Annotated in this window: 11 protein-coding genes; 6 read left to right on the forward strand and 5 right to left on the reverse strand. The window is 44.8% G+C overall.

What is annotated here, in order from left to right; all coding sequences use genetic code 11:
* Positions 1–44: 44 nt before the first annotated feature.
* A complete protein-coding gene (gene cysS, locus SPEA_RS14225) occupies positions 45–1424 on the reverse strand; it encodes a cysteine--tRNA ligase (protein ID WP_012155910.1) in 1380 nt (459 codons plus the stop codon).
* Positions 1425–1736: 312 nt separating this feature from the next.
* Here cysS and SPEA_RS14230 point away from each other — a divergent pair, with 312 nt between their 5' ends.
* Both SPEA_RS14230 and SPEA_RS14235 read left to right on the forward strand, forming a co-directional pair.
* On the forward strand, positions 1737–2231 hold the full coding sequence (locus tag SPEA_RS14230) for a peptidylprolyl isomerase (protein WP_012155911.1): 495 nt from the start codon (positions 1737–1739) through the stop codon (positions 2229–2231).
* Between the two features lie 10 nt (positions 2232–2241).
* Positions 2242–2958: a UDP-2,3-diacylglucosamine diphosphatase gene (locus SPEA_RS14235; RefSeq protein WP_012155912.1), complete on the forward strand. Its 717-nt coding sequence runs from the start codon at positions 2242–2244 to the stop codon at positions 2956–2958.
* Positions 2959–3024: 66 nt separating this feature from the next.
* On the opposite strand, the gene miaE is transcribed toward SPEA_RS14235, so the two are convergent.
* Complete coding sequence (gene miaE, locus SPEA_RS14240; RefSeq protein ID WP_041411534.1) at positions 3025–3795, reverse strand: tRNA isopentenyl-2-thiomethyl-A-37 hydroxylase MiaE; 771 nt, start codon at positions 3793–3795, stop codon at positions 3025–3027.
* A gap of 219 nt (positions 3796–4014) precedes the next feature.
* On the opposite strand from miaE, the gene SPEA_RS14245 reads away from it, so the two are divergent.
* Positions 4015–4611, forward strand: coding sequence for a Yip1 family protein (locus SPEA_RS14245; protein WP_012155914.1), 597 nt, complete (start codon positions 4015–4017; stop codon positions 4609–4611).
* 77 nt (positions 4612–4688) lie between these two features.
* Here the strand turns inward: SPEA_RS14245 and glnS are convergent, their stop codons facing one another.
* From glnS to SPEA_RS14260, 3 genes are all read right to left on the reverse strand, one after another.
* On the reverse strand, positions 4689–6359 hold the full coding sequence (gene glnS / locus SPEA_RS14250; RefSeq protein WP_012155915.1) for a glutamine--tRNA ligase: 1671 nt from the start codon (positions 6357–6359) through the stop codon (positions 4689–4691).
* A gap of 181 nt (positions 6360–6540) precedes the next feature.
* Positions 6541–8835 carry a Fe(2+) transporter permease subunit FeoB gene (gene feoB / locus SPEA_RS14255; protein WP_012155916.1) on the reverse strand — a complete coding sequence of 765 codons (2295 nt, stop codon included), beginning with the start codon at positions 8833–8835 and terminating at the stop codon, positions 6541–6543.
* Complete coding sequence (locus tag SPEA_RS14260; protein ID WP_012155917.1) at positions 8828–9067, reverse strand: FeoA family protein; 240 nt, start codon at positions 9065–9067, stop codon at positions 8828–8830. The genes feoB and SPEA_RS14260 overlap by 8 nt, the downstream gene beginning before the upstream one ends.
* 419 nt (positions 9068–9486) lie before the next feature.
* Between SPEA_RS14260 and SPEA_RS14265 the strand changes: the two genes are divergently transcribed.
* The 3 genes from SPEA_RS14265 to SPEA_RS14275 all read left to right on the forward strand — a co-directional run bounded on the left by SPEA_RS14265 (position 9487) and on the right by SPEA_RS14275 (position 14602).
* Entirely contained in the window at positions 9487–10449 is a 963-nt protein-coding gene (locus SPEA_RS14265; RefSeq protein WP_398352574.1) for a DmsE family decaheme c-type cytochrome, read from the forward strand.
* Positions 10450–10464: 15 nt separating this feature from the next.
* Positions 10465–12585 (forward strand): MtrB/PioB family decaheme-associated outer membrane protein, encoded by a 2121-nt coding sequence (locus tag SPEA_RS14270; RefSeq protein ID WP_012155919.1) that lies wholly within the window; start codon positions 10465–10467, stop codon positions 12583–12585.
* Between the two features lie 94 nt (positions 12586–12679).
* Positions 12680–14602 carry an OmcA/MtrC family decaheme c-type cytochrome gene (locus SPEA_RS14275; RefSeq protein WP_012155920.1) on the forward strand — a complete coding sequence of 641 codons (1923 nt, stop codon included), beginning with the start codon at positions 12680–12682 and terminating at the stop codon, positions 14600–14602.
* Positions 14603–14671 lie beyond the last annotated feature (69 nt).

Here is a 14671-nt window from a genome sequence, read left to right on the forward strand (position 1 = left end):
CAGGCTTTTTTATGTTTTACATCCGAACAATCACTCGTTAAGAATTACTTCTTACGCCAAGTGGTGCCTTCTGGACCATCTTCTAAAATCACACCTAAAGCATTTAAGCCATCACGTGCAACATCAGCGGCAGGCCAGTCTTTTTCGGCTCGGGCGCGGTTACGCTCAACGATTAGCGCTTCAATTTCTGCGACTTCGTCGTCATTACCTTCACCTTTGAAGAAGGTATCGACGTCTTGACCTAAAATGCCTAACACATCTGCAAGTTGTTTTAGGGCAACACCTAAGGCTGAGGCTTTGGCCATATCGGTTGCTTTCAGGCGGTTGATCTCACGCACCATATCAAACAACACTGAGTATGCTTCAGGCGTATTAAAGTCGTCATCCATCGCTGACTTAAACTTAGCCACAAACTCTTCAGCTGGCGCAGCTTCAACGGTTAAATCTAGATCTTTAAGCGCTGTGTAAATACGTTCAAGTCCAGATTTAGCCTGCTTAAGATTATCTTCTGAGTAATTAAGCTGACTACGATAATGACCAGATAATAAGAAGTAACGCACAGTCGTCGCATCATAGTGACCTAACACGTCCCGGATAGTGAAGAAGTTATTCAAAGACTTTGACATCTTTTCTTTATCAACCATCACCATGCCTGTATGCATCCAGTAGTTAACATACGGCGTATCGTGAGCGCAGCATGACTGAGCGATTTCATTTTCATGATGTGGGAACTGTAGATCAGAGCCACCGCCATGAATATCGAAGTGATTACCTAAATGCTTGCTGTTCATTGCAGAACATTCGATGTGCCAACCAGGGCGACCCGGTCCCCATGGCGATTCCCATGTCGGCTCGCCAGGCTTTGACATCTTCCAAAGCACAAAGTCCATCGGATCGCGCTTTGCATCTTCAACTTCTACGCGTGCGCCCGCTTGCAGCTGCTCAAGGTTCTGGCCAGATAAACGGCCATACTCAGGGAATGACGATACGCTAAATAGCACATCGCCATTAGAAGCCACGTAGGCATGTTCACGTTCGATAAGTTTTTCAACCATCTCGATGATTTCAGGCATGTGCAGCGTCGCACGAGGTTCATTGTCTGGACGCGCCATATTCAGCGCATCAAAATCACGGTGCATCTCGGCGATCAAACGCTCTGTTAATGAATCACAACTTTCCTTGTTTTCATTTGCACGCTTAATGATTTTGTCATCGACGTCAGTAATATTGCGCTGAAAATTAACATCGTAACCGCTGTATCTTAGGTATCTAACAATCATGTCAAAAGATACAAATGTACGTCCGTGGCCAATATGACATAAATCATAGATGGTCACCCCACACACATACATGCCAACCTTTCCTGGTTGTAGTGGCACAAACTGCTCTTTTTGGCGGGTCAGACTATTGTAAAGCTTCAACATTGATTATTCTCTTCAACGGCTATCTGTAAAAATGTGTTTTCCAGTTTACCACTGCAAAAGTCGCTGTTCCAAGCTGTTTTCGCGTTCAAAGTTCGCAAAAATGGTTAGATACGGTGCATCTAAGTCAGTTTGCGATCTTATGCTAAGAGGCATTAGCGACATTATAGGACTTGCTGTTTAAATTCAGTGCAATCACGCGCTATAAATACAGGTTAATTCGACAAGCTAAACACACAATGCTTTATGGCATTGGGCAATTACGTTAGAATCCAGCCATAATCGACAACGTATTAAATAACGAGAGTTTTAAATATGATCACATTGCATACCAACCACGGCGAAATCAAACTAGCCCTAAATGCTGAAAAAGCACCAAACACTGCAGCTAACTTCATTAACTATGTTAAAGAAGGTTTCTACGATGGTACTGTTTTTCACCGTGTAATCGACGGTTTCATGATCCAAGGTGGTGGTTTCACTGAAGATATGGGTCAAAAGCGTCCTAACGAAACAATTGAAAACGAAGCCAATAACGGTTTATCGAACAAAATCGGTACTATCGCTATGGCGCGTACTTCTGATCCACATTCAGCGACAGCTCAGTTCTTCATCAACGTTGGCGACAACACTTTCCTAGACTTTAAGTCTGAGTCTGCGCAAGGCTGGGGTTACTGTGTATTCGGTGAAGTAGTTGAAGGTATGGACGTAGTTAACAAGATCAAAGCAGTTAGCACTGGTAACCGTGGCATGCATCAAGATGTTCCTCTTGAGACTGTTATCATCGAAAAAGTGACTATCGAAGAGTAATATCCCCTCGATGCGCACTCTATTTGTGGGCGATTTGCACTTAAGTGCAGATCGCCCCGATATTACCCAAGCTTTCCTTGAATTTCTCGACACTCAACTTCACGATACCGACGCTTTATATATTCTTGGTGATCTTTTTGAAGTATGGGTTGGCGACGATATTGCTGAGCCTTTTGTCAACCAACTAGTCGATGCCATTAAACACGCCTCTGAAAAGCTGCCTGTTTACTTTATTCACGGTAATAGAGACTTTCTCATTGGAGAGGCATTTGCAAAACGCTGCGGTATGACACTATTGCCCGAGGTCTATAGCCTAGACTTATATGGCGTTTCTACGGTGATCCTACACGGCGATAGCCTATGTACCCTCGATAAGTCTTATCAACGCTTTAGAGCGTTTCGCAATCAGGGCTGGGCGAAATGGCTGTATGCTCATTTACCGAAGTCTAAACGTCTCGGTATTGCAGCGAAGCTTCGTGCTAAAAGCCAAAGCAGTAATCAGCAAAAAAGCTATACCATTATGGATGTAGAGCCTGATGCAGTAATGGACCTGCTCGACGCAACCCAAACTCAGCAGATGATCCATGGTCACACTCACCGACCTGATATACATCAACTTGCTCACGGCAAACGTCGCATCGTTGTTGGTGACTGGTATGAGCAAGGCAGCATGCTAAGTGTCAGTCAAGACGGTGTCGAGCTAATCGAGCTTCCTTTCGGCAAGTAGTTAACTACTTGCCTCTTTATCGACATGCCTATTATTAGCAAGTTCAGCAACAGACCTAAATAGCTGCTAACTCAGTACAGGTGAGCCACTATGAAACTTAAAGTCTTCATCATCTGAAGAGATCAACTCTGCTTCGACTTGGGCAAAATGTGCGACGCGGTCACTGATATCAGTATCTGATATTGCTTGCGCAAGAGTTAAGTAGTCTTGGTAGTGACGGGCCTCTGAGCGCAAAAGTGATATGTAAAACTTCTTCAGCTCCTCATCTAAATGCGGCGCCAGTTTGGCAAAGCGCTCACAAGATCGAGCCTCAATGAAAGCCCCAACAATGAGCTTATCGATTAAAGTTACAGGATCATGAGTTCGGACTTGTTTCATCATGCCTTTTGCATAACGGCCGGCCCGCGCACTTTGGTACTCAATACCGCGGTTATGCATAATTTCAAGCACTTGCTCGAAATGATGAAACTCCTCTTTAATTAGGCGCACCATTTTAGCGATCAAGTCATCACTATGGGCAAAGTCACGACGCCCAACTAATTCAGCTGCTAATTCATTCTTTTTACCGTTGTTAGCTAAGAACGTCTCTACATCTCTATCTTGACTGTAGACAAAGTCAGCATATGGCTTAGCCCAATCTTGCAATACTTGGCCACTTTTCTCATCAACAGCATATTTTCGCACCACAAACATCGCTGTCTGAGCGGCTTTTAATTCACAGTTACAGTGATCAATTAATAGTCCTTTTAATCGTTCAGGCTTTTTAGCTTCATCAATCCAGCTATCCGGTGTTTCGCATTTCAAAAAGGTATAAATTGGCGCTAACAGTTGCTGCATAGCTAAATTCATTTTGGGTCCATCAGGGCGCTGTCAGTAGCTCGTTATTTTATCAGCTATTTTCAGCAGAGTCTTAGCTTAACACCTATGCTTAATTCGATAGGCTTGACTCTTAGCAGATTTTGTTCAATAAATAACCTTAGAGCTGTAACAAGTTCGTCTGCAGTTTGGCGAGCCTAATTTAATCTAAAAGTTAAATGCTAAACGAGGATAACTATAATGATACTGAATCACTTAATGGGGCTATACACTCATCCTAAAGAAGAGTGGCAAACAATTGAGAAAAACCACGAAGCGCTGCGCAGCAGTTTGAGTCACATCATCATCGTCGCGCTCATACCTGCTATCTGTTCCTTTATTGCCACATCTCAAATAGGCTGGGACTTAGGTGTTGGCGATCGTCAGTTCCTCACTATGCAAAGCGCGTTATTCATGTCTACAGGCATGTATTTCGGATTAATCGCCGGAGTCTTTGCCCTCGCCTATCTAGCTTTCTGGATGGCAAAAACATTCGATGCAACACCCAGCTACACTCAAGCGCTTGAGCTTGCAGCCTATACTGCAACGCCGCTGTTTATGGTTGGGTTATCAGCGTTATATCCAACCCTCTGGTTTATTATGGTCATTGGTCTTGCTGGCCTCGCCTATTCGGTTTACCTGCTTTACACTGGTGTTCCTATCATAATGAATATCCCCGAAGAGAAAGGCTTTATTTATGCCAGCTCTGTTGTGACAGCGGGCTTAGTGTTACTGGTCGGGCTCATGGCTTCAAGCGTGATCCTTTGGAGCATTGGTTTCGGACCTATGTATCAATAGATAACACTGAAGTTTAAGCAACAAAAAAGCCGACATGATGTCGGCTTTTTTAGCCTTAACGCTAAGCTCAAAAAGATTTACTCGAAAGTGTCTCTTAGTGGAACCGTTAGGTTAAACACTAAATTATCTTTGCTTGAATCCTTGCTATCGGCACAGAAGTAACCTTCACGCTCAAACTGATACGCTTTTTCAGCTTCAGCATTCACCAAGCTTGCTTCAACCAGACCATGCTTAATTGTCAATGAATGTGGGTTTAACACTTCATCAACAGATTCTGCTGCAGCAGGGTTAGGATCGTTGAACAATCTTTCGTACATACGCAGCTCAGCAGGCTTAGCCGTTGACGCTTCGACCCAATGAATAACGCCTTTAACTTTACGACCATCGCTTGGATTTTTACCCAAAGTCTCGTCATCATAAGTACAGAAGATAGTGGTGATGTTACCTTCAGCATCTTTCTCGCAGCGCTCAGCCTTAATCACGTAAGCATTACGCAGACGGACTTCTTTGCCTTGTACTAAACGTTTGTACTTCTTGTTCGCTTCCTCACGGAAGTCATCGGCATCGATAAACAGTTCACGAGCAAAAGATAGCTCACGCTTGCCCATCTCTTCCTTGCTCGGATGATTAGCCGCATTGATGATTTCAACTTGGCCTTCTGGGTAGTTCTCGATAACCACTTTAACAGGGTTAATCACAGCCATTGCACGCGGTGCAAAGTCATTTAGCTCTTCGCGGATACAGGCATCAAGCATGGCTACTTCAACCATGTTATCTTGCTTAGTCACGCCAATACGCTTACAGAACTCACGAATAGAAGCTGCTGTATAACCGCGACGGCGGTAGCCTGCGATAGTAGGCATACGCGCGTCATCCCAACCTGTTACCAAGTTGCGAACCACTAAGTCATTGAGCTTACGCTTTGACATCAATGTGTATTCAAGGTTTAGTCTTGAAAACTCATACTGACGTGTTCTATTAGGCGCTTGGAAATCATCTAAATGGTCTAGCACCCAGTCATACAGTCTACGGTTGTCTTGGAATTCAAGCGTACATAGAGAGTGAGTAATATTTTCAATCGCATCAGAAATACAGTGAGTAAAGTCGTACATTGGGTAAATGCACCACTTATCGGCAGTCTGATGATGATGAGCAAAACGAATACGGTAGATGATTGGATCACGCATACACATAAATGGTGATGCCATATCAATCTTAGCACGCAGTGAACACTCACCTTCTTTGAACTCACCTAAACGCATTTTTTCAAATAGCGCTAAGTTCTCTTCAGGTGTTGTGTCACGGTAAGGGCTGTTTTTACCAGGCTCTTTAAGGGTGCCACGGTATTCACGAGTTTCGTCACCGTTTAAGAAACATACATAAGCTAGGCCTTTGTTGATTAATTCAACGGCATACTGATGTAGTTGATCAAAGTAGTTTGATGAATAACGAATATCACCATCCCACTGAAAACCGAGCCACTGCACATCAGCCTGAATAGAATTAACGTAATCGATATCTTCTTTTTCAGGGTTGGTATCATCAAAACGTAAGTTACATTGACCTTTATAGTCTTGAGCAATGCCAAAATTCAGGCAGATAGACTTAGCGTGGCCGATATGAAGAAAGCCGTTTGGTTCTGGCGGAAAACGAGTTTGAACACTCGAATGCTTACCCGTGGCTAGATCTTCATCTATGATGTTACGTATGAAGTTACTAGGACGTACTTCAGTGTCCACATGACTCATGGAATTCCTCTTTGCGAACGATGATTAAAGACTAAAAACGCATAATCCTACAGATCTTGTAAAGGATCAACGACTACCGCTTAAAAACACTCGCTTATGTCTATCGCATAAGCATTTATAGAGCAAAAAGCAGCGAATCATCGCTGCTTTTATTACCTGATAACATTATACGCTATTCGCGTTATCCAGTAATCACTTTAATGCCTGGAATAATAGTTTGGGTTTTCTTACCCTTCTGCTTCAGCCAAATATAGAACACGACTAAAGCGATAGCGAAGAAGCCAATCCAAAGGCTTGATTGCAGTGGGTGCTGCGCAAACGTAGCCGCCTGGTAGAACACAGTAGCAACGCCATAAGCTAGAGCGAATGTCCACAGACCAGCAAAGGCTGCCCAGCGTCCACCAAACTCGTTAACTAGCGCTCCCATTGCCGCCACACATGGTGTGTATAATAGAACAAACAATAGGTAAGCAAATGCTGCTGTTACGCCAGCAAAACCAGCTTGCAGCGCACCAAATGTTGATGTATCAACTTCTAGCTCTTCCGATGCAGCTTCTACTGATGAAACATCCCCCACAGAGATAGATAGTGGATCATCAGGAGCAATACCAAATAAGTTTTCTGGAATCGTCCCTAGCGCTTCAGTCAATGTTTCGCTAAACGGTGCTAGCTCTTCATCACCGGCGCCACCATCTGAGTAAAGACTATTTAAGGTACCCACTACCGCTTCTTTAGCGAAGATACCTGTGATAATACCTACAGTTGCAGGCCAGTTATCTTGCTCAACACCCATAGGCGAAAACAAAGGTGTGACCTTTTGACTGGCAACACTTAGCACAGATTCAGAGCTGTCTTCGTGACCAAATGAACCATCAATACCAATCGCATTAACGAAGTTTAGAAGGGTCACTACAATAACAATGGTTTTACCCGCACCCATAATAAAGCTCTTGGTACGCTTACCTGTACGCGCCATTACCGTCTTGAACTTTGGCTTCTCGTAGCTAGGCAACTCCATAACAACAGCGCTGCTTGAGCCTGGTAGTAATGTTGAGCGTAACAACAGACCTGTACCGATAGCGGCGAAGATACCAATGATATACAGTAAGAATACTAGGTTTTGGCCAGATTCAGGGAAGAAAGCCGCAGCAAACAGCGCATATACAGGCAATCTAGCACCACATGACATAAACGGTGCCATCATACCGGTAACGATACGTTCGCGCTCACTGCCTAGAGTACGTGTTGCCATAATCGCAGGAACTGAACAACCAAAACCAACAATCATAGGTACAAAGGCACGGCCCGGTAGGCCTATACGGCGCATTAGACCATCGACCACAAACGCTGCACGCGCCATGTAGCCTGAACCTTCGAGCACCGAAAGAGCTAAGAATAACGCAGCAATCACAGGAATAAAGGTCGCAACAGTTTGAATTCCTTGACCTACGCCACCAGCAACAATGGTGACTAACCAAGTTGGCGAACCTAGGCTTGTCATGAATGCACCTAGGTGATCAACAAACAATGCACCAGCGGTTATATCGAAGAAATCGATAAATGAACTGCCCACGTTAATGCTGAACATGAACATTAAATACATAACAAATAGGAAAACAGGAATGCCCGCGACTGGATGCAGCACAATTTTATCGAGCTTATCAGTAAAGGTTTCACGATTATCGCTATCAACTGAGCCAGTGAATACACGCTCAACAAAATCAAAACGTGTCGTTGCAACCATTATCTCAATATCTTTGCCTTGGCTAGATAATGCTTGAGAGTATTGTTCAACTTCACCAATCATTTGGCTATTCTTACATTTACCACAACCTAAACCATTAGCTAGCATAGCGAGTGCGCGGCCGCGGCTTAATGAGTCATCTTTAGCTAATAAGCTAGTAACACCTGATTCGATTTCAGTGTCGTAATTAAGTACTAATGGCGCTTCAGAGACTTTGCCATCAAGCAGAGCAACAAATTGCTCCTTGACCTTTTCAATGTCTTTTTCTTCACGAGAACAGACTGCTACCACAGGGCAACCTAGCTCTTCGCTCATTTTAGCAACGTCAATCTTAATACCACGCTCTAGCGCCGCATCAATCTTGTTCAGCACAACCACTAACGGAATACCCAGTTCACGTAGCTGCACTGTTAGGTATAAATGGCGCTCAATGTTCGTCGCATCAACCAAGTTGATAATGCCGTCGATAGGCTGGTCCGCTAAATATTGCTGGGCAATTTGCTCATCTAAAGAACAATCACAGCTATTACCCGCAGGAAGTAGATCATAAATGCCAGGGAGATCGGTTAAGAAAACATCTGTCCCCTGTAGGGCAAATTGTCCTGTCTTTTTCTCAACGGTTACACCTGACCAGTTACCTACTTGCTGGTTAGAACCGGTAAGTGCATTGAATAGTGTAGATTTACCCGCGTTTGGGTTACCGACTGTGACACAGTTAAATTGTTTAGCCATTCGCTTTTTCAACCTCAATAATATCTGCTAAATCGCGACGCATACATAATTTACTGCCACGGATATCCAACTCAACACCAGATCCCATCGGTGCCCTGCGGATCAAGGAGAATCGAGTATTTGGGGTGATCCCCATTGAAAGAAGTTTACGCTTTACTACGGCTGGCAGGTCTATCTGACCCACTTGAGAAATTCTGGCTACATCGCCTGGATTCAATTCACTTAGCTTCATTCTGCATTCCACCTATTTACAGGCCTCGACTCTCTTTGAAATAGACCTTAATTCTAAAGGAGGCAAAAGAGTAATAACTTTACCTAGATCAACATTTAGAACTGTAAACGATAATAATTTTCAATTGTGTTCGCCATTATGTGACAAAACTCTCAACTAATAAATGCTTTAATTAAGAATGGTTACTATTTAGAAAAGTAAACAATTCTTCTTTGCCGCCCCCAAAAGTGTGATACGCATCACATAAGCATCGTAAAGCTTTTAATAATCACTCTACCCAGTAAATAAACCCTCATTTATGTTATGGGATTGTCACACACCTGTTCTATTATTCGATATTAGTAATTAACCGAACTACTAATATACGGTTGAGCGGTTATGCATAATTAAAATATCGCTTCTAAAAGCGAGTGGAGTGAATGATGAGCGAGAACATGGGATGGTTCGCGAACAAACTAGTGCAACTGATATTGCTTACCTTAATCGGCTGCTGCTTCAATGTTATGGCTGCCCCTTGGGATGACCAAGATCCTAAAGAGGTTGAAGCGATATTAGATAAGAAGTTCGCAGAAGGACAATACTCTTCTAAGGGAGCTGACTCCTGTTTAATGTGTCACCGAAAGAGCCCTAAAGTAATGCAACTGTTTGACGGGATCCATGGTAGTGATGTTCAAGGCTCACCTATGCAAGATCTTCAATGTGAAGCTTGTCATGGGCCTCTAGGCAAACACAACCGGGGCGGCAAGGAGCCCATGATCACATTCGGTTCTGATTCCCCCGTCCCCGCAGAGAAACAAAATAGTGTGTGTATGAGCTGTCATAACGATGACAAGCGCATAGCTTGGGAGGGCAACCATCATGACAATGCCGATGTGAGCTGCGCTAACTGCCACCAAGTTCATACAGGTCACGATCCCATCTCGGACAAAAGCACTGAGGTTGAGGTCTGTACAAGTTGCCACACACAGCAAAAGTCCGATATCAATAAACGCTCTTCTCATCCCTTAAAATGGCAACAAATGGTCTGTAGTGACTGCCACAATGCTCATGGAAGCTTGGCTGATGCCAACCTAAAACAGATGAGCGTTAACGAGAACTGTTATTCATGCCATGCAGAAAAACGTGGTCCAAAACTTTGGGAACACGCTCCTGTCACAGATAACTGTGCTACTTGCCACAATCCCCACGGTAGCGTTAATGAGGCCATGCTAAATAGTAAGCCCCCCATGCTTTGTCAGCAATGTCACTCATCGGTTGGTCACACCTCAAATGCAGTATTTGGCGGCAAGCCTAACGCTTTTAATGCCGGACAGAGTTGCATGAACTGCCATTCGCAGGTCCATGGTTCTAATCATCCATCAGGCAAGCTACTACAGCGCTAACAAGGAGTGGCCGTTATGTTTGGAATTAACAAAAATATCAACACGGGGCAGCAACTATCGATACTCGCTCTTGCGATTAGTGCCAGTATCTCGCCAGCTTTTGCCGATGGCTATGGCCTGCAAAGCGCTAACCGAGAAAAAGCGGATACCAGCAAGTGGGAGTGTAAACGCTGCATGGTTGAATCTGGTTTTAAAGGCGGCATAGGTATAGGAGCCGCCTATAATGATGCCACAGACATCAACTTTGGTAATGTCACCGGCACTGATACAGATGGTGCAGTTGGGCACTTAGAGGCAGATTTAGTTAATAAGTCCGAATCTGGCTACCAAACAAGCTTTACCGCTAATAAACTAGGTTACGATACTGGCAGCGCTAGGATTGAAACTGGCCGCCCAGGGAAATATCAGATTGCACTGGGATATAGAGGCTTAGCGAACTTCGATAGTAACTCCGCGCTCACACCTTATATGAATAGCGGTGACAATTTACTGCTACCAGCAAACTGGCAGTCAGGGCCTGTGACATCACAGATGCCAACGTTACTCGATGATGTCAGAGAAATTGAGCTAAAGACCCAAAGAGATCGCTTTTTAGTCGATGCCGTATATAAAGGCGCTTTTTACCAAGCCGATATCAACTTCCAGCACGAAGAGAGAGAAGGCAAACGCGCATTTTCTGGTAACTTCCTCACCAATAGTGCCATGCTCGCCCAACCAATCGACGACAGCACCGACGAACTCGGGGCCAAAATTTACTTTAACGGTAAAGGTTGGCTCGTTGGCATTGACTCAAGTTTTAGTCAGTATAAAAACGATCATAACTCGATTGTTTGGCAAAACGTATTTAGTCCGACATTTGGCGCCGCCTACACAGGGCAAAGTGCTGTATCGCCAGACAATAAGGCTTACCGCATCGGCGCTAACGCACAGCTCAGTGGTAATGGCCATCAAGTACTGATGCATCTAGGCGTTGCGAGCTTTACTCAAGATGATGCCTTCTTACCAGCGACTATCAACGGCCCTAGCCCCGCCCTGCCAACAACAAACCTCGATGGCAAGGTCGATACTACCGATATGAAACTCAAATACTCGAGCCGTCTAGCCAGAGGTCTGAGTATTAGAGCCAGTTATGATTACTCTGATAGAGATAACAAAACTACTCAACAACTCTACCCACAAGTCGTTACTGATAGCTATTTCTCGGGAACTGCGATTAACCCCGAGTATGACAGAACTAAACAACTTGCAAAGCTTGCGGCCAAGTACCGCTTTAATCGTGCCGTCTACCTTGATGCGGGCTATCAATATGATCACAACGAATATAGCGATTTAGACCGAGACTCTCTGAAGCAAAATGGGCTCTTCGCCAAGTTAAACTATAACATCTCACCGTCTTGGTCTGCCTGGTTCAAAGCTGAGTATGAAGATAGAAGCGGCAGTACTTATAAAACCGTAACTTCGACAGCAAGTCCAAGCAATCCTTATTTAAGAAAGTCGTACCTCGCAGACAGAGAACGCCAAGAATACCGCCTCAGCGTTAACTACAATCCGGCATCGGCGTTATCGGCCAGTGCTAATGTTCATGTCAGTAATGACGACTATGACGATACCTTAGTCGGCCTCACTCAAGTCGATACCCAAGGCTACGATATTTCGGCTAACTATCTATTCAGCGATGATTTCAGTGTCAATGCTTATCTCAATCAAGACTGGCGTGACAGTGATCAGGCTGGCAGCAACAATTTTAGCCTACCAAATTGGTATGCCAACACAGATGAAACCTCAACATTAGTTGGCATCGGTTTTGATTACTTACAGCTTTTAGATAAGAAACTCGATCTGGGATTGGATTATAGCTACTCCGATGGTCAGAGTGATACCGAGATCACCCAAGGGTTAACTTCGCCCTACGGCGACTATTTTGCCGAAAAGCACAACATCAATGCATTCGCCAAATATCAGCTTGGTGAAAAAATGGCATTACGTTTTGATTGGATATTTGAAAACTATAAAGATTCTGATTGGCTAAACCAAGGATTAACGGTCGACTCAATCCCTAACGTCTTAACGTTTGGCGATCTTAGCCACAATTATAGTGCTCACTATGTTGGCTTAACATTTAGCTATGAACTATAGCCTTGAGCGAGTCACAGCAGCCTTGAGCTAGCAACGATAGCTTTGAGCTACGAGCAACAGCCAAGTCAATAAAAAGGAATTCAAGGACATCAATATGAAACGAGTCACTCAATCACTAATAGCAAAAATAGCAAAAACGATTCCACTTGCGCTAATAGCTATGTTAGCAGGCTGTGGCGGAGACGATGCTCAACCCGGCAATCCTGGCGAACCTGGCGGCCCTCCTGCCAGCGAAATTAACAGCCTCAACATTTCGGTCAATGAAGTGCTATTCGACTCTGGTATTGCAACGGTGAATTATCGTATTACCAATGAAGCAGATGAACCCGTTGTTGGTATTCCATCTGCCACTTATCTTGCGGCGCAGCTTCTTCCTCAAGGTTATACTAATGCGGGTAATGCCAGTCAGTGGCAATACTTTACCTCTGAGTCTTGCTCGAGCAGCTGTGATGGCGAGTTTATCGATCATAAAAACGGTAAGTACAGCTACACATTTAGCGGTGCTTTCGATGGCATGAATGACGTTAGCTATATGCAAGGAGCCACTCAGCGTGTGGTGATAAAAGTTGGCGGAGATAGTCTTGCCGACGGTACCGCTCTGCCCGTCACCAATCAACATTTTGATTGGCAGGATAAAGGCAGTGAGCCAGCCTACACCCGCAACCTCATCGAAATGAGCAGCTGTAACACCTGTCATAATGACTTGGCTTTTCATGGCAGCAAGTACAATGAAGTAGAGACCTGTGTCACCTGCCACAATGTAGATAAAGTCAGCAATCCAGGTAATGTGTTCGCCCCCATGGTTCACACCAAACACCTTACAGGCTTTCCAGTATCGCTGGGCGATTGTCAAACTTGTCACGTCGCAGATGAAGCGCTTACCGAAAACATGAACTGGGCGCGCGTGCCGACTATGGAAGCCTGTGGCAGCTGCCATACCAATATCGACTTTCCTGCGGGTCAAGGACATCCAACTCAAGTGGATAACAGTAACTGCGTAGCTTGTCATAATTCAGATTGGACTAAGAGTGCTCACAGCCAAGCTGATAGCGATGCGGTACTTGGTCAGTTTAACGCTGAAGTGGTCAGTGCTGAGCTCGTTGGCGATGCGGTAAATTTCGCTGTCAGACTGTCAAATCCTGCGACCAATGAGGTCTATGTAGACAGTGCCGACAAACTTAACTTCATCGACGATCTTCGTGTATATGCCAACTTCGGCATTAGTGTGGATTACACCACTCGTAGTGCCAAATCGATAAAGCTACAGGACACAACGCCGCTCTCAGGCAGTAACGGTGTCTACCATTATCAAATTTCAGGGCTAACGCTAAGTGCAGATCCTGCAAATGATAAAGGCGCCCTCGCCCTTCAAGGTAAGCTTTGTAGCACTGAATCCATGCTAGCAGACTGTGCTGATACAGATTCCACAACGACGATAAAGTCCAGCCATCAATACTTTAGTGCCACAGCCATAACGGAGCTTGGTCGCAGAATTGTCGTCACCAATGAAACCTGTGGCAGTTGCCATGGCGATCAACAGCTGAATTATCATGGTTCACGCAACGATCTTGAAGGTCAATGTCAGCTCTGCCACAACCCTAATATGGTTGCGGATGCGACCGCAGCAAATCCTGCGGCATCAACCGCTGATTATAAGCATCTAGCCCATACCTTACATGCAGGCTCGAGAGAGAGTTACCCCGATATTAACTACCCAGGCAATATTGGTAACTGTGCACAGTGCCATACGACGGATGATGCCGACATATTAACGGCAGCATTACCCCTCGACGCAGCCGTGCAGCCTCTTGCCTTTGATGATGGCAGCTTCACCAGTCCCGCCTCGGCCATCTGCAGTGCATGTCACTTAGGTGACTCTGCAAACGCCCATATGACCCAACAAGGCGGCGTATTTAAGGGGACCGAGGCCGACGCCAGCGCAGGCACCGAAAGCTGCGCAACTTGTCATGGACAAGGCGCAGCGGTCGATGTGTTAAAGGTTCACCCAATAAAATAAAAAGTTATAGCCCTAAACATCAAACTTTAGGGCTGCACATTTTGTGATGAGAAACGATTTGTGACGCAA

The organism is Shewanella pealeana ATCC 700345, assembly GCF_000018285.1.
GTDB lineage: Bacteria > Pseudomonadota > Gammaproteobacteria > Enterobacterales > Shewanellaceae > Shewanella > Shewanella pealeana.

Bases quoted from the DNA above. Each gene is read 5' to 3' on its own strand.
- cysS (WP_012155910.1), bottom strand. From the start codon at position 1,424: ATGTTGAAGCTTTACAATAGTCTGACCCGCCAAAAAGAGCAGTTTGTG.
- SPEA_RS14230 (WP_012155911.1), top strand. From the start codon at position 1,737: ATGATCACATTGCATACCAACCACGGCGAAATCAAACTAGCCCTAAAT.
- SPEA_RS14235 (WP_012155912.1), top strand. From the start codon at position 2,242: ATGCGCACTCTATTTGTGGGCGATTTGCACTTAAGTGCAGATCGCCCC.
- miaE (WP_041411534.1), bottom strand. From the start codon at position 3,795: ATGCAGCAACTGTTAGCGCCAATTTATACCTTTTTGAAATGCGAAACA.
- SPEA_RS14245 (WP_012155914.1), top strand. From the start codon at position 4,015: ATGATACTGAATCACTTAATGGGGCTATACACTCATCCTAAAGAAGAG.
- glnS (WP_012155915.1), bottom strand. From the start codon at position 6,359: ATGAGTCATGTGGACACTGAAGTACGTCCTAGTAACTTCATACGTAAC.
- feoB (WP_012155916.1), bottom strand. From the start codon at position 8,835: ATGGCTAAACAATTTAACTGTGTCACAGTCGGTAACCCAAACGCGGGT.
- SPEA_RS14260 (WP_012155917.1), bottom strand. From the start codon at position 9,067: ATGAAGCTAAGTGAATTGAATCCAGGCGATGTAGCCAGAATTTCTCAA.
- SPEA_RS14265 (WP_398352574.1), top strand. From the start codon at position 9,487: ATGATGAGCGAGAACATGGGATGGTTCGCGAACAAACTAGTGCAACTG.
- SPEA_RS14270 (WP_012155919.1), top strand. From the start codon at position 10,465: ATGTTTGGAATTAACAAAAATATCAACACGGGGCAGCAACTATCGATA.
- SPEA_RS14275 (WP_012155920.1), top strand. From the start codon at position 12,680: ATGAAACGAGTCACTCAATCACTAATAGCAAAAATAGCAAAAACGATT.